Here is a 23,859-nt window from a genome sequence, read left to right on the forward strand (position 1 = left end):
AAAGGATCAGGATCATGGACCCCGCGGCAAAAGGCTGCTTAGATGGCCTGGATACGCTGGCGCACCATCTCGGTGCACCAAAACGATCCAAGGTTGCACCACTTTAATGCAGCAACCGGCATGAGAACGGGTTTCTCGGCAGCCTGAAACGGTGCAAGTGCCCTGAAATCAAGCTGTCACAAACTTGGCACGATACTGGCTTATGTGAATGTGACGACGCATTCACCCAAAGAGTTTTAACACCGGAGGTTACTTAGCATGTCAGCCCAGAACGTTTTGGCCCTGATCCAGGAACACGAAGTCAAGTTTGTTGATCTGCGTTTTACCGACACCAAGGGTAAAGAGCAGCACGTATCCATCCCTTCCCACCAGGTTGACGAAGACTTCTTCGAAGACGGCAAGATGTTCGATGGTTCCTCCATCGGCGGCTGGAAGGGCATCAACGAGTCTGACATGGTGCTGATGCCGGACCCGGCTTCCGCCAAACTGGACCCGTTCACCGAAGAGACCACTCTGAACATCGTCTGTGACGTGCTTGAACCCGCCACCATGCAAGGCTATGACCGTGATCCGCGCTCCATCGCCAAGCGTGCCGAAGATTTCCTGAAGTCCAGCGGCATCGCTGACACCGTGCTGTTCGGGCCGGAGCCGGAATTCTTCATGTTCGACAACATCACCTTCTCCAACACCATGGGCCACAGCTTCGTGAAGATCGAATCCGAAGAAGCTGCCTGGAACTCCGGTACCGACTACGAGCACGGCAACAAGGGTCACCGTCCGTTCGTCAAGGGTGGTTACTTCCCGGTTGCCCCGGTTGACTCCTCCCAGGACATCCGTGCCGCCATGTGCCTGGTGCTGGAAGAGATGGGCCAGGTCGTCGAAGCTCACCACCACGAAGTGGCGACTGCCGGTCAGAACGAGATCGCAACCCGCTTCAACACCCTCACTCTGAAGGCTGACGAAGTGCAGGTCCTGAAGTACGTGATCCACAACGTGGCCCACGCCTACAACAAGACCGTCACCTTCATGCCGAAACCCATGTTTGGCGACAACGGCTCCGGCATGCACTGCCACCAGTCCCTGGCCAAAGACGGCGTCAACCTGTTCGCAGGTGACCTGTATGGCGGTCTGTCCGAGATGGCACTGCACTACATCGGCGGCATCATCAAGCACGCCAAGGCCATCAACGCCTTCGCCAACCCGACCACCAACTCCTACAAGCGTCTGGTGCCGGGCTATGAAGCACCGGTCATGCTGGCCTACTCCGCCCGCAACCGCTCTGCCTCCATCCGTATCCCGGTCGTGCCGAGCCCGAAAGCCCGCCGCATCGAAGTACGCTTCCCGGATCCGGCTGCCAACCCGTACCTGGCCTTCGCTGCCCAGCTGATGGCCGGTCTGGACGGTATCATCAACAAGATCCATCCGGGCGATGCCATGGACAAGAACCTGTACGATCTGCCGCCGGAAGAAGCCGCCGAAGTGCCGACCGTTGCCGGTTCCCTGGACGAAGCGCTGTCCGCACTGGATGCAGACCGTGAGTTCCTGACCCGTGGTGGCGTGTTCAGCGATGACTTCATCAACTCCTACCTGGAACTGAAACAGCAGGATGTTGACCGCGTGCGCATGACCCCGCACCCGCTGGAGTTCGAGCTGTACTACTCCGTCTAATCCGCTTTCCCATGACAAACCCGCCATCTGGCGGGTTTTTTTCATTCTGGCAACGGAAATACCGCCGAACGGGCACGATCATGCAGAAAGATGATCCCGTTCACGGAGCCGTACCACCCTCGGCTGTTCACACCCCGACCCCGTGGTTTTTCTCTGATAGGATTAAGGTGAACCCCGTCAAGGAGAGATGGATGAACACTGTACCCTGGCTGCTGAGCCTCCTGCTGATGGCCTCCTGTTCCGCACAGGCCGCCCGCGTCTACTCCTGGGTCGATCCCCAGGGAGTGACCCACTACACCGATGCCCCCCCTCCCGGCAAGAGCGCAAAAGAGGTGGACCTGCGGGTCTCGCCGCTCATCGGCACAGCCCCCCACTCGGTCCAGGTGGACAACTTCAACAGCCTGACCGGTGTCGATGCCAGGAAAGCCCTGGAAGCGGCTCCCCTGGAGATCGACCTCATCTCTCCGGAACCGGGCAGCACATTGCGCGACAATACCGGCAACATCGTCTTCCAGGGCGAGATCTCTCCCCAGGTCCCGGTGCAATACGATGTGCGTCTGATCCTGAACGGCAAGGCGGTGCCCCTGGTTCACAACAGCCTGGCCATACGGGTGGAAAACCTCGATAGGGGCGCTTACGAGGCACGGCTCGAGTTGCTCGCCAAAGACGGTACGATCCTTGCTAAATCTAAGCCAACCACCTTTTACCTGCACAGGGCGTCGGTGAATCAGGCTCCCAGAGCCGCCCCCAAAGCCAATTAGGGGTGATGTGACGCACCGATGCGGGTAAACTTGATGCACTATATTGGTGCATTCTAGGTGTACAGCACCGTTTTAGGGAGAAACCTGTGCCAACCCGCTCGGACAACGCCAAGACACTCTTGGACAATCTGCTGACCGCCGTCATTCTCATGGATGAACGTCTCTGCATTCAATTCGTCAACCCGGCGGCAGAGCAGCTGCTTTCCCTCAGCGAACGACGGCTGATCGGCATCGAACTGCCCCACCTGCTGGAACACATCTCTCTCGATCTGCAGCGTTTCAAACAGTGCCTCATTTCGGGGCAGGGCTTCACCGACAGCGAAGTCACTCTGGTGGTGGAGGGGGAGCCCAGGCTGGTGGAGATCAGCGTCAGTCCCATGGCCGATCATGAACAGCGACTGATGGTGGTAGAACTGCGCAAGATCGATCAGCAGAAGAAGATCAGCCAGGAGCTGCAGCAACACGCCCAGCAGCAGGCCGCCAAGGAGCTGGTGCGCGGCCTGGCGCACGAAATCAAGAACCCCCTGGGGGGATTGCGCGGCGCGGCCCAACTGCTGCAAAAGGAGTTGCCCGACCCGGCCTTGCGTGAATACACCGGCATCATCATCGAGCAGGCCGATCGCCTGCGGGTGCTGGTCGACAGGTTGCTCGGCCCCCAGCGTCCCGGCCGTCACCAGATGCACAACGTTCACTCCGTGCTGGAGCAGGTGCGCCGTCTGGTGGACCTGGAGCTGCCGCCGCAGATCCGCATCGAGCGGGACTACGACCCCAGCATCCCCGAATTCGAGATGGAATCGGACCAGCTGCAACAGGCGTTCCTGAACATAGTGCGCAACGCCGCCGAGGCCCTTGGGGATCAGGACGGCCTCATCCGCATCAAGACGCGCACCGCCTTCCAGATCACCATCCATGGCCAGCGCTATCGCCTGGCGGCCGAAATCAAGATCATCGACAACGGCCCCGGCATTCCCGACGCCATTCGCGACACCCTCTTCTACCCCATGATCACCGGCAAGGAAGGGGGAACGGGCCTGGGCCTCTCCATCGCCCAGAACCTGATCGATCAGCACAAGGGTCGCATCGACTGCATCAGCTGGCCGGGCCACACCGAATTCACCATTTATCTACCACTTCGCAAATAAGGGAACCTCATGACAGCAAAAGTGTGGATCGTCGATGACGACAGCTCCATCCGGTGGGTTCTGGAGCGCACCCTTGGCAGCGAAGGCTTCGAATGCGAAAGTTTCGCCGACGGCGAAGCCCTGCTGAGTTCACTGGAGATGCGCTCACCGGACGTGATCCTCTCGGATATCCGCATGCCGGGCATCGACGGCCTGAGCCTGCTGGAGCAGATCCATCGCCGCCAAGCCGATCTGCCCATCATCATCATGACGGCCCACTCGGACCTCGACAGCGCGGTCAACGCCTACCAGCGCGGTGCCTTCGAATACCTGCCCAAGCCGTTCGACATCGACGAGGCGGTCACCCTGGTACGCCGGGCCGAGAACCACCTCAAGGAGCAACGTACCAAGCGCAAGGCTCGCCAGCAGGAAGCCACCACCACCCCGGAGATCATCGGCGAAGCCCCTGCCATGCAGGAGGTGTTCCGCGCCATCGGCCGGCTGTCGCGCTCCAGCATCTCGGTGCTCATCAACGGTCAAAGCGGTACCGGCAAGGAGCTGGTTGCCCATGCCCTGCACAAGCACAGCCCCCGGGCCCACAAGAACTTCATCGCCCTCAACATGGCGGCCATCCCGAAAGATCTCATCGAATCCGAGCTGTTCGGTCATGAGAAGGGAGCCTTCACCGGCGCCAACAACATTCGTCACGGCCGCTTCGAACAGGCCGATGGCGGCACCCTGTTTCTCGACGAAATAGGCGACATGCCGCTGGACGTGCAGACCCGGTTGCTGCGGGTACTGGCGGACGGGCAGTTCTACCGGGTTGGCGGCCACCAACCGGTGCAGGTGGATGTGCGGATCATTGCCGCCACCCACCAGAATCTGGAGAAGCGGGTCGCCGACGGCGAGTTTCGGGAAGACCTGTTCCACCGCCTCAACGTCATCCGCATCCATATTCCGGCCCTCAAGGAGCGCCGGGAGGACATCCCCCAGCTGGCCCAGCACTTCCTGCTGCGAGCCGCCAAGGAGCTGAACGTGGAGGCCAAGAGCCTGCACCCGGATACCCAGACCTACATCAGCCGCCTGCCCTGGCCGGGCAACGTGCGCCAGCTGGAGAACGTCTGCCGCTGGCTGACGGTGATGGCCTCGGGCCAGGAGGTGCTGGTAGGCGATCTGCCCACCGAGCTGCTGACTCCCATCACCAGCACCGCCGAGCCGGGCCAGCCCGCCCTGACCGGTGGCTGGCAGCAGCAGTTGCAGGACTGGGTGGCCGCCAAGCTGGCGCTGGGGGAGACAGATATCCTGGCGGATGCCATGCCCCAGTTCGAACGGATCATGCTGGAGACGGCACTGGATCACACCCACGGTCACAAGCAGGAGGCTGCCCGCCTGCTCGGCTGGGGCCGCAATACCCTGACCCGCAAGCTCAAGGAGCTCGACATTCCCTGAGCCTGCGGGAAAAACGATTCCCATCACGCCTTGAGGGAAAGCCTGACCAATCACACCCCGTTTGCTTGCAAACGGGGTATCTTTTTCAGGCGCCCCGCCTAGAATGGCAGGCTTTCCAACCCGACTCGCAGAAGGTGCCCCATGATTGACAGATCCCTCCCCCTGACCGACCTGCATCGCCATCTGGATGGCAACATCCGCCCGCAGACCATTCTCGAGCTGGGACGTCAGCACAACATCCGACTGCCGGCCGACGAGCTTGAAGCCCTGCGCCCGCACGTGCAGATCGTCGAGAACGAGCCGAGTCTGGTGGCCTTCCTGAAGAAACTGGACTGGGGTGTAGCCGTGCTGGCCGACTACGATGCCTGCCGCCGGGTCGCCTACGAAAACGTGGAAGATCTGCTGCGTGCCGGGATCGACTATGCCGAGCTGCGTTTCAGCCCGGCCTACATGGCGATGACCCACAAACTGCACCCGCAGGGTGTGGTCGAAGCCATCATCGACGGCGTGGCCGCAGGCAGCCGTGACTTCGGCATCAAGACCAACCTCATCGGCATCATGAGCCGTACCTTCGGCACCGAGCAGTGCAAGCAGGAGCTGGATGCCTGTCTGGCTCATCGCGATCGCCTGGTCGCCATCGATCTGGCCGGCGACGAACTGGGCTTCCCGGGCGATCTCTTCACCGACCACTTCCGCCGGGTGCGGGATGCAGGCATGCGGGTCACCGTGCACGCCGGTGAAGCCGCCGGCCCCGAGAGCATGTGGCAGGCCATTCGCGAGCTGGGAGCCGAGCGCATCGGCCACGGGGTCAAGGCCATCCAGGATCCGGCCCTGATGGCCTATCTGGCCGAACACCGCATCGGCATCGAGTCCTGCCTCACCTCCAACCTCCAGACCACTACGGTGGCGAGTCTGGCCGATCACCCGATCCGCCAGTTCCTGGCGGCCGGCGTGCTGGCCTGCCTCAATACCGACGATCCGGCGGTGGAGGGGATCGACCTGCCCCATGAATACGAGGTGGCGGCCCCGGCTGCCGGCATGACGGTGAGCGAGATCCGCACCGCCCAGCAGAACGGCCTGACCCTGGCCTTCCTGAGCGAAGCCGAGAAGGCCGAGCTGAGTGCCCGCGCGGCTCAACGCTGAGCAGGGGTAAAACCCAATAAAAAACCGCCGAAAGGCGGTTTTTTATTGTCCAACGACATTGCCCGGCCTAGATCACCCGGGAGAACTGCTGCTGGCGCGTCTTGTTGCGCAGGTAGACATCGAAGCACATGCAGATGTTGCGGATCAGCAGCTGACCGGTGGAGACCACCTCCAGCCCCTCTTCGGTCATGCGCACCAGACCGTCGTCGATGAAGGTCTGCAACAGCTTGAGATCCTCGGCAAAATACTCCTTGAACACCAGGCCGTGGGCCTGCTCCACAGCGGCGAAGTTCAGGGAAAAATCGCAGATGAGGCGCTTGATCACCTCACGACGGATCAGATCGTCCCGATTGAGGGAGCACCCCTTCCACTGGGCATGGCCCAGTGACTCGACCTGGGCATAGTAGGTTTTGAGATCCTTCTGGTTCTGGGAATAGGCATCCCCCATCATGCTGATGGAAGAGACCCCCAGCCCCAGCAGATCGCAATCCCCCTGGGTGGTATAACCCTGGAAGTTGCGATGCAGCTTGCCCTCGCGCTGGGCGACGGCCAGCTCGTCATCGGGCTTGGCAAAGTGGTCCATGCCGATGAACTGATAACCCTGGCCGGTCAGGAAGGCAATGGTGTCTTGCAGCATGGCCAGCTTCTCCTGCGGCGCCGGCATGTCCGCTTCTTTCAGCTTGTGCTGGGCGGCAAAACGGCTCGGCAGGTGGGCATAATTGAAGATGGAGAGGCGAGCCGGGTCGGTCTTGAGCACCTCTTCCAGGGTGTGATGGAAGCTCTCCCGGTTCTGGTGCGGCAGACCGTAGATGAGATCCAGATTGGTGGAGCGGAACCCCAGCTCGCGGGCACGGACCAGCATGGCGCGGATGAAGTCGTTGTCCTGCTCCCGATTGACCGCAACCTGGACCGCCTTGTTGAAGTCCTGAACGCCAAGGCTGATGCGGTTGAAACCGAGCTCCCGCAGCACATCCAGCATGGACAATTCGATCTCGCGGGGATCCACCTCGATGCTGATCTCCCCCTCCTCGGCGAAGTGGAAGTGCTCCCGCAACATGGCCATCAGGCGACGAGTCTGGGGTTCGCTCAGATAGGTGGGTGTGCCGCCACCCCAGTGCAGCTGGGTGACCAGTCTCTCCTTGAACAGGGGGGCCTGGGCCTTGATCTCCTGTTCGAGGTAGTCGAGGTATTGATCTGCCTTGTGCTGGTGCCGGGTAATGACCTTGTTGCAACCGCAGTAGTAGCAGAGCTTGTGACAGAAGGGGATATGCACGTAGAGCGACAGATTGCGTGCAGGATACTGGCCCGCTGCCTGGACAAAGTCCGGATAGCCGAACCCCTCGTTGAACTCCAGCGCAGTGGGATAGGAGGTGTAACGCGGACCACTGTAGTTGTATTTTTCGATCAGGGCCTGATCCCACACAATCTGTTCTGCTTGCACGCTTGCTTCCTCTGTCTTTGTTATGGGCTCACCGGCTTAACTGAAAATCCTTCAGTCTGGCGACATCCTCAAGGATCTGCGCCTCCAGCTCGGCCTCGTAGCCGCTGCGTTCGAGATCCATCTTCATCACTTCATTGCGCTTGAGTGCCCGCCTCGCCTCATGGGTCGGCATCTCCTTCACCTTCTCATAGAGGCCGTAGAGCCCCGGGAACTCGGTGGCAAAGGCGCGGCCCCCCTTTATTTGCAAGGCATCCAGCAGATTGGTCAGCCGGATGGCACCTTCTGAGTAGTCGCACTGACCATCTCGTACCGCGTGGGCGATCACCCTGACACTCTCCAGGATCCGCTCGTTGCGGGCCGTAATGGCGTGCTGCTGCATCTCTTGCTGGCGTTTGAGACGCGCCATCAGGGTGCCGGCATAGACGGCCAGCCCCAGCAAAATCAGGCCACCCAGCAGGGCGGCCAGCATCCATCCACTCATCACTTTTTCTTCGGCTCGGGTTTGGCTTCAGGCTGGTAGTCTGCCTGAGAGAAACGTTCCCACAGCTCCTCTTCGGAGGCAGGCTGACTCGGCTCGTCAAAATCGGCATCATCAAAATCCATGTCGCCATCTTCGTCATCGTCGTTGTCGATGATACCGAGCTCGTCCATCAGCTCCTGATAACGGTCAACCCGCTGATCGACCCATGCCTGCTCTGCGGCCTCCAGGGTTTCACCGGCATCCAGACGATCCAGCAAGGCATTGAGGCGATCATCATTCTCGATGGACGCCAGCTCCTGCTCGGGGGTCATCACCACCCGCTTCTCTTTCGCAGGCTTGGTCGCCACCGGCTTGCTGCCCTTCTCGTCGGCAATCAGCGCGATGGGCTTGCGAGAGCCGATGCGTGGATCCTTGGCCTGCTTGGAGCCGCTCTTTTTGCCCGCCTGCTCGACCTGTTGGCGGGAGCCCGCCTTCAGGCCCTTGCGCTTGGCGGCGCGCTTGCGCTCACGACCTTCCTGGGCACTGGCATCTGATTCTTTGCGCTTGCCGGTAGGCTTGCGGTTGGGTTGTTTGGCCGACATGAATGACTCCGACAAATAACTGAATGGAAACCCCCGGAGCGTGTCGTCCGGGGAGGATGCTGAAGCGGGGAACAGTAAATATGGAACAAGAGTGGGATCCCGCACCAATTCGACCACTTTGAGTCGCTGAACACCGCAGGATCGGCATCCTCTGGGCATGTTGCTGGTATTTTGACACAGAATGTCTTGGCGGGTTAATGACCCAATAGAAAAAAGGCAGCCGAAGCTGCCTTTTTCCATCATGCGAGTGCCATTCCCTGGTAGCCAATCGCCTTATCCCTAGGCGAACCACGGCGCATCATTTCGTTGGATCATCCTGATCCTTATTGACCAGTCCTGAGTGTGCGTGTGTTTGTTTGTCTAACCCAAACCGGCGACATCCTGCCTCCCATCGGGGTGGTTGCCTCCCGCAGCCCCGCTCATCCCTGGCGGTCACCATCCTGGCTTTTTGCATCTATTGCTCATCGCATGCTCCGAGCCGACATCCTGTCAAACCGAAGACGAGTCTTGCACCCTCTCTCCGGCCAATCCTGATTGCCTACTGTAACTTCTTCGCTGGATGACTCAATCAACCAAAGCACATTTCGAACTGGTACAAAGTGATGCTCTATTTCTTAATTCATTGAAAAACAAAACATAAAAAAATATACGTGAGCAATCTTTCAGACACGACCAGCCCCGTATATAGAAGATCTCTTACAGCAACGCAGGCTGTTTACGGGCGATCGCTACAACCTCAAAAAAGAACAGGGAACACAATGGTTCCCTGTTCTTTTCAACAAGATAACTAACAGGCTATATCAGTGAAGCCCCGCCACATACTTGGAGAGCGCCTCGATGTCCTGATCCGTCAGCTTCTTGGCCACATCCCGCATCATGCCATTGGGATCGTTGTCGCGGGTCGCCGAACGAAAAGCGGTGAGCTGGGCCTTGATATAGGCGGGATGCTGCCCTGACAGGCTGGGGTACTTCGCTTGCTCGACGCCGGAACCCCGTGGGCCATGACAGGCGGTACAGGCGGCCAGGCCTCGCTCCATGTCTCCCCCCATATAAAGCGCCTTGCCTGCGGTAACCACATCATCGGGCACGGCAACCGGCGTCACCTTCTGGCTGGAGAAATAGGCGGCAAGATCGTCCATATCCTGCTCGGACAACGGCAACGCCATGGGTCCCATGACGGGCGCAACCCGACCAGTTTGGCCAGAAGCTGCAGCCTTCAGTTCAACTAATTGTTTTTTGATATATGATGCGTGCTGACCAGCAATCTTGGGATACATGTCGACTGGGCTGTTGCCGTCCGGTCCATGACAGGCCGCACAGACGGCAGCCTTGGTTTGTCCCGCAGCGGCATCGCCCTTGGCTTGTGCCATCCCAGTTACGCCAACCATCAGAGCAAGTGTAATGACTAGGTTCTTCATGGCGTTCCAACTTTCTCGTTATTAGGCTTCCAGATCCCATGCCGCTGAAGGCATGTTAAAATAAACGCGTTCAAGCGACGCCATTTTACACTATTTCACAAAAAAGTAACTCTATAACCCTCTATCTCTATGGGGAATTTACGTTGGATACACAAACTCTGAATTTCAATAAGGTGCATTTTGTGACCAGCGCACCCGACATCCGCCACCTGCCAAATGATGGGGGTGTCGAGATTGCGTTTGCCGGTCGTTCCAACGCTGGCAAATCGTCTGCATTGAATACCTTGACCAAACACAAGAACCTGGCGCGTACCAGTAAGACCCCTGGCCGTACTCAGCTGATCAACCTGTTTGAGCTGGAGCCGGGCAAACGCCTGGTTGACTTGCCTGGCTATGGATATGCCCAGGTTCCGCTGGAAATGAAGCTCAAGTGGCAAAAGTCACTGGCTGAATACCTGCAGCGACGGGAGTCCCTGAAAGGTCTGGTGATCCTGATGGACATCCGCCATCCGCTCAAGGAAACCGACATGAACATGCTGGAATGGAGTTCACACCGTGAACTGCCGGTGATGCTGTTGCTGACCAAGGCGGACAAGTTAAGCCCGGGGCCCCGCAACAACCAGGTGATCAAGGTTCGTCAGGCGGTGGCAGAACTGGGCCCGCAGATCCAGGTTGAAGCATTCTCTTCTCTGACCAATATCGGCGTCGAGAAGCTGGCCCAGACCCTGAGCGGCTGGTATCTATCCGAAGCAGACAACGCCCAGGCAGACGACGAAGATCATCAGAACGAGGAGTAAACGACTCCTCTCCCTGGCTGCAATTGGCGGAGTTGGACCTCCGCTGATTGAAAGGCTTTCATGATCCCCCCATCTCCGAGCCCTTCCTCCCCGCCTTCGCCATCTCTGAAGAATAACCTCAAAAAATATATTTAAATCATACTGATAGCATATTTCGACGCGAAAAGAATTAACTAATCATCAACATGATACCGTTTTCATGGATATCGAGTAAAAAATCAAAATTGAAGGCTGTAACAAACGAAACTGAAATTTAATTACACGATGAGGCAATGTAGGGATAAAAATGAGGCCGGTCTTGCCATTGCAAACCGGCCTGAAGAAATGAGTTCAAAAATTTGGGAAAAAGCGAGTTCTCGAGAACAAAGACGATTGGTTTTCCTCAAGAAACGCCTTCATTCTAACAAAGAACGGCAACAATTAAAGCATTTACTCTAAATGTTGCTCATAAAAAAACGCCCCGACAATGACTCATCGGGGCTGCTATTCAGCCACATTCAATTACGTGAAATAAAAGGTCTGAAAGATAGAACATCTTACCTCTGTACCCTACGCCGACAACTGTACAGCAAAGCAGCAGAAAGTGAAAGTAATTTATGTAATTTAGTTTCAAAGATAGGGAAGGAAAAAAATATTCATAATTTTCATGCAGATAAAAAAATCCCCAGTACGAATACCGGGGAGTTATAAAGGTGACTAGCTAGCACTTCCTCAACTATCCAGTTAGTCAGCAGTCCGTTACAGAAGTTCCGCTGCTTTGAGAAAAAACTCAAAAAAATTCTGCGAGTGACGGCAAAGTAAAAGTAACTTATTGTTATGCAATGGTTTTATAAAAATGGCACCTGTTCTGCCACACACCCACCGCAGAACGACCGTTTCACATCACACGTGCCGTGCCGCATCACGAGGGAGCCCTTATCCAGAGATGCAGAATCTCTACATCAGATCTGCCGACAGCCCAATATAACGCACAAGCTGGTTCACACGACGCCCAGATTGCGCTGCAACTCTCTCAATACCTGCTTGGTGCCGGGCCGGATCCCTCGCCATACGGTAAAGGCCTCAGCAGCCTGCTCGACCAGCATGCCCAATCCATCCATGGTATGGCGCGCGCCATGTTGTTTGGCCCAGCCGATGAAGGCTGTGTCCGTTGCGCCATACATCATGTCGTAGATCGCGATGTCCGGGTGGATGAGGGTTGGCGCCAAAGGTGGCAACTCTCCTTGCAGACTCGCTGAGGTGGAATTGATGATGAGATCGAACGGCCCCACCAGCTGTTCATAGGATTGAGCATTGATGCTGCCCAGATCCCTGAACTCCACAGCCAGCTGTTCCGCCTTGGCATGGGTACGGTTGACCACGACGATCTCGCCCGGCGCTTCCGCCAGCAGGGGGGCCAGGGCACCACGAGCTGCGCCACCGGCCCCCAGAAGCAGGATCCTGCTACCGGCAAGGTTCACTCCGTGAGCCTTGAGATCGGCGACCAGCCCGGCGCCGTCGGTATTGTCACCCAGCAGCACACCATCATCAGTCAGTTTGATGGTGTTGACCGCTCCCGCCCGCTTGGCCCTGGGGCTCAGCCGCTCCACCAGCACGAAGGCTTGCTCCTTGAAAGGCACGGTCACGTTGCACCCCTTCCCTCCTTCGGCGAAGAAGTGGTTCAGAGCGCTGGCAAACTCATCGACAGCAGGTTCTGCCAGACCATACTCCAGCTCTTGCTGGGTCTGCCTAGCAAACAGGGTTTGAATGAAGGGAGATTTGCTGTGGCGCACGGGGTGGCCAAAAACCAGATAACGATCCATCAAGGCGTTCCTTTTGAGAGCAATATCCCGATTTAACGGGTTTTCTCATGAAGGAACAAGCCGAATATCGGCAATAAGAAGAGGCCATCATGGCCCCTCTGGTCACAACCACTCGCGCGGTTTGAGGTAGTCGCTATAGAGCAATGCCTCCGGGCTGCCAGCCTCCGGCTGCCAGTCGTACTCCCAGCGCGCCAGCGGCGGCATCGACATCAGGATCGATTCGGTGCGCCCCCCCGTCTGCAGTCCGAACAGGGTCCCGCGGTCGTAGACCAGATTGAACTCCACGTAGCGGCCACGGCGATAAAGCTGGAACGCCCGTTCCCGCTCCCCATAAGCAAGCTCCTTGCGTCGCTCGATAATCGGCAAGTAGGCCGCCAGGTAACCCTCACCCACTGCACGCATGAAGGCAAAGCAGTCGGCAAAGGGCCAGCGGTTCAGGTCATCGAAGAAAAGACCACCCACCCCGCGCGTCTCGCCCCGATGCTTGAGGAAGAAGTAACGATCGCACCAGGATTTGAACTCGGGATAAATGTCGGTGCCGAACGGCTGACAGAGCTCATGGGAGACCTGGTGCCAATGCCTCACGTCCTCTTCGAACGGATAGAAGGGCGTCAGGTCGAAGCCGCCACCAAACCACCAGATCGGCTCCTCCCCCTCTTTCTCGGCGATGAAGAACCGCACATTCGCATGGCTGGTCGGTACATAGGGATTATGCGGGTGGATCACCAGCGACACCCCCATGGCCTCAAACCTGCGGCCAGCCAGTTCGGGACGATGTGCGGTCGCGGATGCCGGCATGGCATCGCCATAGACATGGGAGAAGTTGACCCCACCTTGCTCGATCACCGCCCCCTGGCGCAGCACCCGTGTTCTACCGCCACCACCACCTTCGCGACTCCAGGCATCTTCCACAAAGTGCCCGCATCCATCGGCCTGCTCCAGGCCACGGCAGATATCATCCTGCAATTGCAGCAGGAAGGCTTTTACCTGGGCCACATCCGGTTTGCTCATTTTATCTCCTGTCAGACAGGCATCATGCATGCACAGCCTGCACTTCTCGTATTGTCATGACCTCATCGCACAACCTGCATGAAACAGGGTCGTGCCCAACTCAGGATGGGCGAATGATGGCCCCGGTGCGGGCGTCCTTGATTTCGGACGGGTTGGCTTGCCCCCCGACTTCGCCGGGCAGAATGTAAGCCAGCTGGCTTGCCAGCAGATCGCCAATATCAGCCACCCGGCGAGCGGGTTCCTCACCGGTTAGATTGGCACTGGTGGACACCAGCGGTTTGCCAAATGCCCGGCAAAGCCCTTGCACCTGGGGATGGCCTGTGACCCGCACCGCCAGGGTCTCGAACTGACCGGTCAACCAGGACGGCGTCGTCGCGCGAGCGGGCATGATCCAGGTGAAGGGACCAGGCCAGCTCGCCTGCACGCGAGCAAGCTGCTCATCGCTGAGCTGGCTCAGGTCGATGTAGTCCTGCAATTGCGCCAGATCTGCCGCGATCAGGATCAATCCCTTCTCCACCGGCCGCTGCTTGATGGCCAGCAGCCGCTGCACGGCGGCTTCGGAATCAGGATCACACCCCAGACCAAACACGGCTTCGGTGGCATAGGCGATAACCCCTTCTCCTTGAAGGGCGGCAACCGCTTGTTCAAATTCATTTGGCATAAGCACATGCGACAGCCACGCTGCCGCCTCTCATCACTGGATTGTATGTTGAACCGACATGACGGCATCGGGGCCATCACTGCTGCGATATGGGCTATATCCCTGCTCCTCTTCAGTCATGCATTTCGGCTCAGACGCTTGCGTGCATCAGTGAACCGAACAACCGCAGGGAGCTTGAGATGGCGATCAGGAGCAGGGCGACTTGGGCGATGCGCATCGGCTCACAACCTCACGCTGACCAGCCATCCGCCTGCCTGATCACGGGCGGCGAGATTATACCCGCTCAATCTGGTGGGAGCATTTCTTTTGCGGGCAGACCCAGCGCAGGTTTCCCCGCACCTTCTTCTCGACCATGATGCCCCAGCCACACTCGGGACAGGGTATGGGAACCGGCTTGTCATTCACCACATACTTGCAGTGAGGATAGGCGTCACACGAGTAGAACTGTTTGCCATAACGGGATGTGCGGCTCACCAGATGACCTTTGCCACACTCCGGGCAGAGGATCTGGGTATCGTCACTCTCCTGAAGGGATTCGATATGCTGACAGGCCGGGTACTGGGTACATCCCACAAACAGACCGTAACGACCCTTCTTGATGGCCAGTGGATGGCCACAATCCGGACAGGACGACCCCTCGAGCACTTTCTCTATGTCGCGGCCAGAGGGGTTGAGGGAGCGAATGTAATCGCAAGCGGGATAGGCTGAACAACCAAGGAAGGGACCGTGCTTGCCCTGGCGGATCACCAGTTCAGCACCACACTGCGGGCACGGCTCGCGCTCGAAGGCATGTTCGTGGGCAGAGAAGAGGTGGTGATCGATCTTTGACATGGGCCGCGCCTTGAAATCCAGATGGCCTGAATTCTACCAGCGCGGCACCGGGCTGTCAGTGGATGACGCCGTCCGACTCGTCAAACACCAGCTCTTCCATCTGCTGGTAGGCGTTTTCGCTGCCTGGCACATTGAACAGCACCATCATGACGACCCACTTCAGATCGTCCAGCTCGATGTCCGGCTTGTCCAGCTCGAGCAACCGTTCGATGCAGATTTCACGGGTTTCGGCATTCAGCACTTGCGCCTGCTCCAGGAACAGCAGGAAACCGCGACATTCAGTACTGAGGCGAACCAGCTCCTGCGGCGCATAGATCCGCATAGAGCCCTGCTGGCTTGCTGTGACATAGACTTCCCGCTCGCTGTCGTGCAGGTTGGCCAGTCGCTCCAGCCAGTTGAGCGCTTTCTCGATCTCGTCCTTGTCGAAACCGGCCCGGCTCAGTTCGTCGGTGAGTTCATCCTGCTCGACCATCACATCTGCATCGCTGTGGATGTAGGTCTCGAAAAGGTACATCAATACATCAAACATGATTCGCCCTCCTCGCTCTGACGTATCCACCGGCTACCGCCATCACTGCACCAACCAGCTCCAGCTCTACCAACCTGCCCAGTACGACATCGACAGGAAGCCGGGCCCGTTCGGCAACGGTATCCACGCTCGTGGTCTCATAATCTACGTTATCCAACAAATCGGCATAAGGCAATTCGCTATTATGCTGCGCCTCGGAAGAACCGTTGGCGGGTCCAGGGGGCAAGACCAGCCTTGGAAACTCTTCTAGGATATCGGCGGCATTCAAGACCAGCTTGGCACCCTGTTGAAGCAGACGGTTGCACCCTGCTGCCTGTGCATTTTGCGGGGCGCCGGGAACGGCAAAGACCTCGCGGCCCTGCTCCAGCGCATAACGGGCCGTGATGAGCGAACCACTCTGTTCTGCCGCTTCCACCACCAGTGTCCCCAGCGACAGGCCACTGATGATACGGTTGCGGCGAGGGAAGTGTTCAGCCAGGGGGCCTTGCTGGGGCGCCAACTCGGAAACAAGCAGACCTTCCTGCTCAAGGATCTGCATCGCCAACCCCTGATGACGCTTGGGGTAGAGACAATCCAGACCGGATCCCAGCACCGCCAGGGTGATTCCGCCCGATGCCAGCGCCTGCTGATGGCAGACTCCATCGATGCCCAACGCGAGGCCGGAGGTGATCGCCAGACCACAGCCCACCAACTCGGCACACAAGCGTGTCGCATTGTCTTTGCCGGCATAGGTGGGGTGGCGGGTACCCACCATCGCCAACTGTGGCAGGGAGAGGGATGAGACGTTCCCGCGGCAGTAAAGCAAGAGCGGGGCGCCGGGAATCTCTTTGAGCAGGGCAGGATATGCGGGGTCATCGGGACAGAGGAGGTGATTGCCGGACTCGGCGGCCCAGCTCAATCCCTGCTCCACGACAGGAAGAGGCCATCTCATCTGCTGAATCTGGGCACTCTGCAGACCAAGAACTCGCAGGGCGCCATCGTCTGAGTCAAACAGAGTTGTGATGTCACCACCCACATGAGCCAGCAGGCGAGCGGCGGTGACCGGGCCTATGCCTGTAACGGCATCCAGCGTCAGCCATAGCGACAACCGCTCCAGTGGCAAGGACACGTCAGAAATTACTGACCTGATAACCAGAGCCGACCAGATCCTGACTCTGCAGGATAAGACCGTAACTCAATTTGTCGTAGACCTTGAACAACATGACTCTGGCAACGGCCTCGGCAGGCAGCGATGACTTGCCGGCAGAATAGAACGCCTTGTCATAGACGGATGAATATTCCCGGTATGACACCTTGCCATTCTTGTCCACCATCTCGGCTCCCGGGCGCAGGATCTCGAGCACATCGCCCGGGGCCACCTGATCACGCTCCCCCTTGTTGATGAGTACCACATCAAATTTGCCCCCACCATGTACCTTGCTCGGCAGCTCGATCACATAGCCGGGGGAAATGGAGGGTGCCGCCTTTGGCATGAACACGGCAGAGATGCTCTCCTGCGATGGCAGCGGCATCACCTTGTCGCCCTGATACACCTCACGCCGGTTATGGGTCAGCGTCACTTTGGTGGTGTCGTGGGCAAGGTACTCCTCTGCCCGCACCGTGCCGACAAAAATCGCCTCCTGACCGAGCGACTCGCCGGTATGCTTGTCCTTGTATGCCACCCCCGGGCGATAGAGGCCATAACTCTGGCCCGGGTTCAGGGCTCCTTTCACATAGAGAATGTCGCCCTCCAGCATCCCGACATGCTTGTCATTGTTGCCGAGCACATAGGGCAGATCCTTGCTCTGCTGGCTGTTGGCCAGAATGTGGTCGGTCTGCAGGAAGGGCGCTATCTCGCTCAGAGGCAGGGTCGGTATGGGATTGGCCTTGTTTTCATAGCGGTTCTTGGGCGAGAGACGGATGACCTGCTTGCCCCCCTGACTGGCTTTGCCGAGCCGAGGCTCACCATTGACCCAGCTCAGGTGCAGCACGTCACCGGGATAGATCCAGTGGGGATTGGCGATCTGCGGATTGATGTTCCAGAGGCGTGGCCAGAGCCAGGGTTCGGCCAGATACTGGCCCGAGATGTCCCAGAGGGTGTCCCCTTTTTGCACCACATAAGTCTCGGGGTAACCGGATTTGAGCGTCAACTGCTGTGCCATGGCGCCACCGGCCAGGGCTGTCGCCAGGCAGGCGACGACGATTTGCTTCAGATACATAACACTCCCTGTTACTTCTGCACGCAAAGTGTTGCTGTTTTTTGTCGGCGTAAATGACTAGAATTACGTCAATATTGACTGCGTTTATATGAAACTAAAGAAAAAATTATGGCCATTCTAGATGTATTGCGTTTCCCCGATGAGCGTCTGCGCACAGTCGCGGCCCCTGTCGAAGCCTTTACACCCGAGTTACAACACATTGTAGATGATATGTTCGAAACCATGTACGCGGAGGAAGGCATCGGCCTGGCCGCGACCCAGGTCGACATTCATCAGCGCATCATCGTCATCGATGTCTCCGAGAACCGCGAAGAACAGCTGGTGTTGATCAACCCGGAGATCCTGGAGCAGTCCGGCAGCACCGGCATCGAAGAGGGCTGCCTCTCCGTGCCCGGCAACCGTGCTCTGGTTCCGCGCGCCGAGTGGGTCAAGGTCAGGGCGCAAGATCGCCACGGCAACACCTTCGAGCTGGAAGCGGACGATCTGCTCGCCATATGCATACAACATGAGATGGATCATCTGGTCGGCAAGCTGTTTGTGGATTACTTGTCCCCGCTCAAGCGCCAGCGCATTCGTCAGAAGCTGGAAAAGATGGCCCGTGAAGATCGCAAAGTCCTCTGAGGATCCGCTCCATTGAACAAGCTGAAACTGATTTTTGCCGGTACCCCCGACTTCGCCGCCCGTCATCTGGCGGCGTTGTTGTCTTCCGGCCACGAGGTCGTCGCCGTTTATACCCAGCCGGACAAGCCCGCCGGTCGCGGCCAGAAGCTCACTGCCAGCCCGGTCAAGGAGCTGGCGCTAGCCCACAATCTGCCGGTCTATCAACCTGCCTCCCTGCGCAATGAAGCGGCGCAGGCCGAACTGGCCGCTCTGGGTGCCGATCTGATGGTCGTCGTGGCTTATGGCCTCATCCTCCCCAAGGCGGTGCTCGATACGCCGCGTCTGGGTTGCATCAACGTGCACGGCTCCCTGCTGCCGCGCTGGCGCGGTGCCGCCCCGATTCAACGCTCCATCTGGGCGGGGGATGCCGAAACCGGCGTCACCATCATGCAGATGGACGTGGGGCTGGACACCGGCGCCATGATCCGCAAGGTAACCTGCCCCATCGCCAGTGATGAGACCTCTGCCAGCCTCTATGACAAGCTGGCCGGTCTGGGCCCGCAGGCACTGGTCGATACCCTGGACGCCATGGCTGCCGGCGACACCGCCGCCGAGCCCCAGGACGATGCGCTGGCCAACTACGCCGAGAAGCTCTCCAAGGAAGAGGCCCGCATCGACTGGTCGATGGACGCCGTTGCCATCGAGCGCTGCATCCGAGCCTTCAACCCCTGGCCCATCAGCTGGTTCGACGTCGCCGGACAGACCGTCAAGGTGTGGCAGGCCGAGGTCGTCGCACAGGATCACGGCCAGGCAGCCGGTACCCTGCTCAAGGCCGACAAGCAGGGGATCGAGGTTGCCACCGGTCAGGGCGTGCTGCGCCTACTGACCCTGCAACCTCCCGGCAAGAAGGCCATGTCCGTTTCGGATCTGCTCAACTCTCGCCGCGACTGGTTTGAACCTGGCACGCAACTGATTTGATCTGGATTGAATTGACACAAGCGGGGCCCTGGCCCCGACTTGTGCATCTAAGGTAACGCTATGAAAACACGCGCACAGGCTGCTCTCGTCATTCAACAGGTGCTGGATCAGGGTCAATCTCTCTCCGCCGTTCTGCCTGCTGCCCAGGAGAAGGTCGCCCCTCGCGATCGCGCCCTCCTGCAAGAACTCTGCTACGGCACCCTGCGCTGGCTGCCCCGCCTCGATGCGGCGGTCAGCGAGATGATGGACAAGCCGCTCAAGAACAAGAGCCGCATCTTCCACTACCTCATCCTGGTCGGCCTCTACCAGCTCATCTATACCCGCATTCCGGCTCACGCCGCCGTGGCCGAGACCGTCAACGCCGTCAAGCTGCTCAAGGGCTCTTCCCTGCGCGGCCTCATCAACGGCGTACTGCGCAACTTCCAGCGCAGCGCCGAAGTGATCCTGCTGCGCATCGACCGCATCCCCAGCGTCCGCCTCGGCCACCCCGAATGGCTCACCAAGCGCCTGCGTCAGGCCTATCCCGATGACTGGGAGTTCATCATGGAGGCCAACAACCAGCGCCCGCCCATGTGGATCCGCAACAACAGCCAGCGCCAGAGCCGCGAGGCCATGCTGGCCCGCATGAGCGAGGCGGGCATCCCGGCCATGGCCGGTGTGGAAGGGGAAGATTGCATCCTGCTGGAGCGCCCCTGCGACGTGACCAAGCTGCCCGGCTTCGAGCAGGGTGACTGCTCGGTGCAGGACGGTGCCGCCCAGCAAGCCGCCGCCCTGCTCGATCCCCAGCCGGGCGAGTGGGTGCTGGACGCCTGCGCCGCCCCCGGCGGCAAAACCGCCCACCTGCTGGAACGCCAGCCGGCCCTTGCCGGCGTGGTTGCCGTCGACGCCGATGACAACCGCCTCAAGCGGGTGCAGGAGAACCTGGATCGCATCGGCCTTCAGGCCCAAGTGATCCACGGTGATGCCAGCACGCCGGATCTGTGGTGGCCACAGGGGCAGTTCGACCGCATCCTGCTGGATGCCCCCTGCTCCGCCACCGGCGTCATCCGCCGTCACCCCGACATCAAGTGGTTGCGCCGGGATCAGGACATCCGCGAACTGGCCGAGCTGCAACGCCGCATTCTCGATGCCCTCTGGGGCAAGCTGAAGCAGGGCGGCACCCTGCTCTACGCCACCTGCTCCGTGTTGCCGGAAGAGAACCGGGAGCAGATCCGCGCCTTCCTGGCCGATACCCCGGATGCCCGCCTGGTGCCGTTGCATGCAGAAGACACCCCGGCCTGTCCGGGTCGCCAGTTCCTACCCGGCGAGGCGGAGATGGACGGCTTCTACTATGCCAAGCTCATCAAGCTGTAGGCCGAACCGGCGGATGGCAGGCCCGGTGACGGGTCGCCTCATTACGAAGCAACAACCTTGAGTAAGATGGCCTTATGAAAATCATCATTCTGGGCGCAGGTCAGGTGGGTGGCACCCTGGCCGAGAATCTCGCCGGCGAGAACAACGACATCACCATCGTCGACACCGACAGCGAGCGCCTGCGCGAACTGCAGGACAAATTCGACCTGCGGGTGGTGAACGGCCACGGCGCCCATCCCAGGGTGCTGCGCGAAGCCGGCGCCCAGGATGCCGACATGCTGGTCGCCGTCACCAACAGCGACGAGACCAACATGGTCGCCTGCCAGGTCGCCTACTCCCTGTTCAACACCCCAAATAAGGTGGCGCGCATTCGCTCCCCCGCCTATCTGGTGGAGCGGGATCGCCTGTTCCTGCCCGAATCCGTCCCCGTGGATCACCTGATCGCCCCCGAGCAGCTGGTGACCGACTACGTGCGTCGCCTGATCGAGTATCCGGGGGCGTTGCAGGTGGTGGATTTTGCCGACGGCAAGGTGGGCCTGGTGGCGGTCAAGGCCTATTACGGCGGCCCCCTGGTGGGCAATGCGCTCTCCACCCTGCGGGAACACATGCCCAACATCGAAACCCGGGTCGCCGCCATCTTCCGCCAGGGGCGCTCCATCCGCCCCCAGGGCACCACCATCATCGAAGCCGATGACGAGGTGTTCTTCGTGGCCGCGGCGGGCCATATCCGCGCCGTGATGTCGGAGCTGCAACGCCTCGAGAGCCCCTACCGGCGCATCATGATCGTCGGCGGCGGCAACATCGGCGCCGGCCTCGCCCGCCAGCTCGAGAAGCGCTACAGCGTCAAGCTCATCGAGCGCAACCAGAAGCGGGCGGAGCAGCTCTCCGAGCATCTGGAACACACCATCGTCTTCTGCGGCGATGCGGCGGATCAGGAGCTGCTGGCGGAGGAGCACATCGACCAGATCGACGTCTTCATCGCGGTGACCAACGAGGATGAGGCCAACATCATGTCGGCCCTGCTCGCCAAGAAGATGGGGGCCAAGAAGACCATGGTGCTGATCCAGCGCGGCGCCTACGTGGACCTGGTACAGGGCGGCTCCATCGACATCGCCATTTCCCCCCAGCAGGCCACCATCTCTGCCCTGCTGACCCATGTGCGCCGTGCCGACATCGCCAACGTCTACAGCCTGCGCCGCGGGGCGGCCGAAGCCATCGAGGCGATCGCTCACGGGGACGAGAACACCTCCAAGGTGGTGGGCAAGACAGTGGGCGAGCTCAAGCTGCCCCCGGGCACCACCATAGGCGCAGTGGTGCGCGGTGATGAGGTGCTGATCGCCCACGATCGTACCCAGATACAGCAGGATGACCACGTGGTGATGTTCCTGGTGGACAAGAAGTACATCCCGGAAGTGGAGCGTCTGTTCCAGCCCAGTCCCTTCTTCCTGTAAGCCGGCCATGTCTCTGGCAACGGTATCCGGACCCGGCCCCTTTTCTCAGGAAAGGTCCGGGTCTTTTTTCAATCAACGACCAGGTTATCTTGCATGATCAAGCTGCATCCCATCGTCTTCACGCTCGGGCTGGTACTCTCCAAGCTGGCGCTCTTCATGTGGCTGCCCACCCTGCTGGCCCTGCTGACCGGTTCGGAAGGTTTCGTCGAATTTCTCAAGTCGGTCTTGATCACCCATGGTGCCGCCCTGCTCTGCCTCCATTACGGTCGCAAGGCAGAGTTTCACCTCGGCGTGCGGGAAATGTTCCTGCTCACCACCTCGGTCTGGGTGGTCGCCTGCGTCTTCGGGGCCCTGCCCTTCGTCTTCATCACCCATATCGACTTTGCCGACGCCTACTTCGAGACCATGTCGGGGGTCACCACCACGGGATCCACCGTGCTGTCGGGGCTGGACGGCATGGCCCACAGCATCCTGCTGTGGCGATCCATCCTGCAGTGGCTGGGCGGGGTCGGCTTCATCGTGATGGCGGTGGCGGTGCTGCCCTACCTCAACGTCGGTGGCATGAAGCTGTTCCAGACCGAGAGCTCGGATTGGTCCGACAAGAGCGCCCCCCGCGCCAAGACGGTGGCCAACAACATAGTGCTGGTCTACCTGGTGCTCTCCATGCTCTGCTTCCTCGCCTACTGGGTGAGTGGCATGAACCTGTTCGAGGCGGTCAACCACGCCATGACGACCCTCAGCACGGGCGGCTACTCCACCTCGGACCAATCCATGTCCCACTTCTCCCACGCGGCGCACTGGATAGGCACTCTCTTCATGTTCCTCGGCGGTCTGCCCTTCCTGCTCTATGTACAGGCCCTCTCCCGCCGTGACAACAGCCTGTTCAAGGATGCCCAGGTGCAGGGCTTCTTCTGGCTGATCGTCTGGGTGACCCTGGTCGTCACCTTCTACCTCTGGGTGAGAGATATCTACGGCTTCATGGATGCCTTGCGCATCAGCAGCTTCAATATCGTCTCCGTGCTCACCACTACAGGCTACGGCCTCGGCGACTTCGGCACCTGGGGCCCGCTCACCACCATTATCTTCATCATCCTGCTGGCGCTAGGTGCCTGCTCTGGCTCCACGTCGGGCGGCCTCAAGATCTTCCGGGTCCAGGTGGCCTTTGCCCTGTTCAAGAAACAGATGCGCCAGCTGATGCACCCCTCCGCCGTGTTTCCCCAGAAGTACAACGGCCGTCCGGTCAATGACGCCATCATCCGCTCCCTGATCTCCTTCGTGCTGGTCTACTTCGCCATCATCCTGCTCATCGCCGCCCTGCTCGCCGCCATCGGGCTGGACCCCCTGACCGCCATCTCGGGCTCCATCACCGCCGTGGCCAACGTGGGCCCGGGCATGGGGCCTGTCATCGGTCCCAGCACCAACTTCGCCAGCCTGCCGGATGCGGCCAAGTGGATACTGTCGTTCGGCATGCTGCTGGGACGCCTCGAGATCCTGACGGTGGCGGTGCTCTTCTTCCCCTCCTTCTGGAAGCAATAAGCAGCCGTCCAGGCTGTTGCATGAAACGAAAAGGGCAGCCAATGGCTGC

22 protein-coding genes are annotated in these 23,859 nt (G+C 59.5%); 11 read left to right on the plus strand and 11 right to left on the minus strand.

Annotated elements, in window-relative coordinates; genetic code table 11:
• Nucleotides 1-258: 258 nt before the first annotated feature.
• The 5 genes from glnA to add all read left to right on the plus strand — a co-directional run bounded on the left by glnA (nucleotide 259) and on the right by add (nucleotide 6,142).
• Nucleotides 259-1,668: a glutamate--ammonia ligase gene (gene glnA / locus AB5Y93_RS14155; protein ID WP_010672526.1), complete on the plus strand. Its 1,410-nt coding sequence runs from the start codon at nucleotides 259-261 to the stop codon at nucleotides 1,666-1,668.
• Between the two features lie 191 nt (nucleotides 1,669-1,859).
• Nucleotides 1,860-2,429, plus strand: a complete 570-nt coding sequence (locus AB5Y93_RS14160) for a DUF4124 domain-containing protein (protein ID WP_010672525.1) — start codon at nucleotides 1,860-1,862, stop codon at nucleotides 2,427-2,429.
• An 86-nt stretch (nucleotides 2,430-2,515) separates the two neighbouring features.
• The gene (gene glnL, locus AB5Y93_RS14165) at nucleotides 2,516-3,571 is read left to right on the plus strand and encodes a nitrogen regulation protein NR(II) (RefSeq protein WP_010672524.1); all 1,056 of its coding nucleotides are present in this window, start codon (nucleotides 2,516-2,518) and stop codon (nucleotides 3,569-3,571) included.
• Between the two features lie 9 nt (nucleotides 3,572-3,580).
• Entirely contained in the window at nucleotides 3,581-4,999 is a 1,419-nt protein-coding gene (gene glnG, locus AB5Y93_RS14170) for a nitrogen regulation protein NR(I) (RefSeq protein WP_010672523.1), read from the plus strand.
• A 141-nt stretch (nucleotides 5,000-5,140) separates the two neighbouring features.
• Nucleotides 5,141-6,142: an adenosine deaminase gene (add, locus tag AB5Y93_RS14175; protein ID WP_041212164.1), complete on the plus strand. Its 1,002-nt coding sequence runs from the start codon at nucleotides 5,141-5,143 to the stop codon at nucleotides 6,140-6,142.
• 67 nt (nucleotides 6,143-6,209) lie between these two features.
• Here the strand turns inward: add and hemN are convergent, their stop codons facing one another.
• The 4 genes from hemN to AB5Y93_RS14195 all read right to left on the minus strand — a co-directional run bounded on the left by hemN (nucleotide 6,210) and on the right by AB5Y93_RS14195 (nucleotide 10,063).
• Nucleotides 6,210-7,583, minus strand: coding sequence for an oxygen-independent coproporphyrinogen III oxidase (hemN, locus tag AB5Y93_RS14180; RefSeq protein ID WP_368229658.1), 1,374 nt, complete (start codon nucleotides 7,581-7,583; stop codon nucleotides 6,210-6,212).
• Nucleotides 7,584-7,611: 28 nt separating this feature from the next.
• Nucleotides 7,612-8,052: a DUF2489 domain-containing protein gene (locus tag AB5Y93_RS14185; protein WP_043153541.1), complete on the minus strand. Its 441-nt coding sequence runs from the start codon at nucleotides 8,050-8,052 to the stop codon at nucleotides 7,612-7,614.
• A gap of 11 nt (nucleotides 8,053-8,063) precedes the next feature.
• Entirely contained in the window at nucleotides 8,064-8,645 is a 582-nt protein-coding gene (yihI, locus tag AB5Y93_RS14190; RefSeq protein ID WP_039039515.1) for a Der GTPase-activating protein YihI, read from the minus strand.
• 800 nt (nucleotides 8,646-9,445) lie between these two features.
• Entirely contained in the window at nucleotides 9,446-10,063 is a 618-nt protein-coding gene (locus tag AB5Y93_RS14195; protein WP_368229660.1) for a cytochrome c, read from the minus strand.
• Between the two features lie 143 nt (nucleotides 10,064-10,206).
• On the opposite strand from AB5Y93_RS14195, the gene yihA reads away from it, so the two are divergent.
• Nucleotides 10,207-10,860 carry a ribosome biogenesis GTP-binding protein YihA/YsxC gene (gene yihA / locus AB5Y93_RS14200; protein ID WP_041212162.1) on the plus strand — a complete coding sequence of 218 codons (654 nt, stop codon included), beginning with the start codon at nucleotides 10,207-10,209 and terminating at the stop codon, nucleotides 10,858-10,860.
• A gap of 980 nt (nucleotides 10,861-11,840) precedes the next feature.
• Here yihA and aroE read toward each other — a convergent pair.
• The 7 genes from aroE to AB5Y93_RS14235 all read right to left on the minus strand — a co-directional run bounded on the left by aroE (nucleotide 11,841) and on the right by AB5Y93_RS14235 (nucleotide 17,892).
• The gene (gene aroE / locus AB5Y93_RS14205; protein WP_368229662.1) at nucleotides 11,841-12,662 is read right to left on the minus strand and encodes a shikimate dehydrogenase; all 822 of its coding nucleotides are present in this window, start codon (nucleotides 12,660-12,662) and stop codon (nucleotides 11,841-11,843) included.
• Nucleotides 12,663-12,764: 102 nt separating this feature from the next.
• The gene (hemF, locus tag AB5Y93_RS14210) at nucleotides 12,765-13,673 is read right to left on the minus strand and encodes an oxygen-dependent coproporphyrinogen oxidase (protein WP_151027781.1); all 909 of its coding nucleotides are present in this window, start codon (nucleotides 13,671-13,673) and stop codon (nucleotides 12,765-12,767) included.
• A 100-nt stretch (nucleotides 13,674-13,773) separates the two neighbouring features.
• Nucleotides 13,774-14,334: a Sua5/YciO/YrdC/YwlC family protein gene (locus tag AB5Y93_RS14215; protein WP_039039520.1), complete on the minus strand. Its 561-nt coding sequence runs from the start codon at nucleotides 14,332-14,334 to the stop codon at nucleotides 13,774-13,776.
• Between the two features lie 273 nt (nucleotides 14,335-14,607).
• A complete protein-coding gene (locus AB5Y93_RS14220; protein ID WP_279990326.1) occupies nucleotides 14,608-15,165 on the minus strand; it encodes a type I DNA topoisomerase in 558 nt (185 codons plus the stop codon).
• A gap of 55 nt (nucleotides 15,166-15,220) precedes the next feature.
• Complete coding sequence (locus AB5Y93_RS14225; protein ID WP_010672510.1) at nucleotides 15,221-15,694, minus strand: DUF494 family protein; 474 nt, start codon at nucleotides 15,692-15,694, stop codon at nucleotides 15,221-15,223.
• A complete protein-coding gene (dprA, locus tag AB5Y93_RS14230) occupies nucleotides 15,687-16,802 on the minus strand; it encodes a DNA-processing protein DprA (RefSeq protein WP_041212158.1) in 1,116 nt (371 codons plus the stop codon). The genes AB5Y93_RS14225 and dprA overlap by 8 nt, the downstream gene beginning before the upstream one ends.
• Nucleotide 16,803: 1 nt before the next feature.
• Nucleotides 16,804-17,892 carry a LysM peptidoglycan-binding domain-containing protein gene (locus AB5Y93_RS14235; RefSeq protein ID WP_041214093.1) on the minus strand — a complete coding sequence of 363 codons (1,089 nt, stop codon included), beginning with the start codon at nucleotides 17,890-17,892 and terminating at the stop codon, nucleotides 16,804-16,806.
• Nucleotides 17,893-18,000: 108 nt separating this feature from the next.
• Between AB5Y93_RS14235 and def the strand changes: the two genes are divergently transcribed.
• From def to AB5Y93_RS14260, 5 genes are all read left to right on the plus strand, one after another.
• Entirely contained in the window at nucleotides 18,001-18,513 is a 513-nt protein-coding gene (gene def, locus AB5Y93_RS14240; protein WP_010672507.1) for a peptide deformylase, read from the plus strand.
• Nucleotides 18,514-18,525: 12 nt separating this feature from the next.
• The gene (gene fmt / locus AB5Y93_RS14245) at nucleotides 18,526-19,470 is read left to right on the plus strand and encodes a methionyl-tRNA formyltransferase (RefSeq protein WP_368229664.1); all 945 of its coding nucleotides are present in this window, start codon (nucleotides 18,526-18,528) and stop codon (nucleotides 19,468-19,470) included.
• Between the two features lie 60 nt (nucleotides 19,471-19,530).
• Entirely contained in the window at nucleotides 19,531-20,823 is a 1,293-nt protein-coding gene (rsmB, locus tag AB5Y93_RS14250; protein WP_368229666.1) for a 16S rRNA (cytosine(967)-C(5))-methyltransferase RsmB, read from the plus strand.
• Nucleotides 20,824-20,897: 74 nt separating this feature from the next.
• Complete coding sequence (trkA, locus tag AB5Y93_RS14255) at nucleotides 20,898-22,274, plus strand: Trk system potassium transporter TrkA (RefSeq protein ID WP_010672504.1); 1,377 nt, start codon at nucleotides 20,898-20,900, stop codon at nucleotides 22,272-22,274.
• A gap of 93 nt (nucleotides 22,275-22,367) precedes the next feature.
• A complete protein-coding gene (locus tag AB5Y93_RS14260; protein WP_368229667.1) occupies nucleotides 22,368-23,810 on the plus strand; it encodes a TrkH family potassium uptake protein in 1,443 nt (480 codons plus the stop codon).
• Nucleotides 23,811-23,859: the final 49 nt, after the last annotated feature.

The organism is Aeromonas sp. R10-1, assembly GCF_040908465.1.
GTDB classification, from domain to species: Bacteria; Pseudomonadota; Gammaproteobacteria; order Enterobacterales; family Aeromonadaceae; genus Aeromonas; species Aeromonas caviae.

Excerpts from the sequence above, each read along its gene's own strand:
- AB5Y93_RS14225 (WP_010672510.1), bottom strand. The coding sequence starts at position 15,694 with ATGTTTGATGTATTGATGTACCTTTTCGAGACCTACATCCACAGCGAT.
- AB5Y93_RS14235 (WP_041214093.1), bottom strand. The coding sequence starts at position 17,892 with ATGTATCTGAAGCAAATCGTCGTCGCCTGCCTGGCGACAGCCCTGGCC.
- yihI (WP_039039515.1), bottom strand. The coding sequence starts at position 8,645 with ATGTCGGCCAAACAACCCAACCGCAAGCCTACCGGCAAGCGCAAAGAA.
- aroE (WP_368229662.1), bottom strand. The coding sequence starts at position 12,662 with ATGGATCGTTATCTGGTTTTTGGCCACCCCGTGCGCCACAGCAAATCT.
- AB5Y93_RS14160 (WP_010672525.1), top strand. The coding sequence starts at position 1,860 with ATGAACACTGTACCCTGGCTGCTGAGCCTCCTGCTGATGGCCTCCTGT.
- glnA (WP_010672526.1), top strand. The coding sequence starts at position 259 with ATGTCAGCCCAGAACGTTTTGGCCCTGATCCAGGAACACGAAGTCAAG.
- AB5Y93_RS14215 (WP_039039520.1), bottom strand. The coding sequence starts at position 14,334 with ATGCCAAATGAATTTGAACAAGCGGTTGCCGCCCTTCAAGGAGAAGGG.
- add (WP_041212164.1), top strand. The coding sequence starts at position 5,141 with ATGATTGACAGATCCCTCCCCCTGACCGACCTGCATCGCCATCTGGAT.
- rsmB (WP_368229666.1), top strand. The coding sequence starts at position 19,531 with ATGAAAACACGCGCACAGGCTGCTCTCGTCATTCAACAGGTGCTGGAT.
- AB5Y93_RS14195 (WP_368229660.1), bottom strand. The coding sequence starts at position 10,063 with ATGAAGAACCTAGTCATTACACTTGCTCTGATGGTTGGCGTAACTGGG.
- glnG (WP_010672523.1), top strand. The coding sequence starts at position 3,581 with ATGACAGCAAAAGTGTGGATCGTCGATGACGACAGCTCCATCCGGTGG.
- hemF (WP_151027781.1), bottom strand. The coding sequence starts at position 13,673 with ATGAGCAAACCGGATGTGGCCCAGGTAAAAGCCTTCCTGCTGCAATTG.
- def (WP_010672507.1), top strand. The coding sequence starts at position 18,001 with ATGGCCATTCTAGATGTATTGCGTTTCCCCGATGAGCGTCTGCGCACA.
- trkA (WP_010672504.1), top strand. The coding sequence starts at position 20,898 with ATGAAAATCATCATTCTGGGCGCAGGTCAGGTGGGTGGCACCCTGGCC.
- AB5Y93_RS14260 (WP_368229667.1), top strand. The coding sequence starts at position 22,368 with ATGATCAAGCTGCATCCCATCGTCTTCACGCTCGGGCTGGTACTCTCC.
- AB5Y93_RS14185 (WP_043153541.1), bottom strand. The coding sequence starts at position 8,052 with ATGCTGGCCGCCCTGCTGGGTGGCCTGATTTTGCTGGGGCTGGCCGTC.
- AB5Y93_RS14220 (WP_279990326.1), bottom strand. The coding sequence starts at position 15,165 with ATGTCAAAGATCGATCACCACCTCTTCTCTGCCCACGAACATGCCTTC.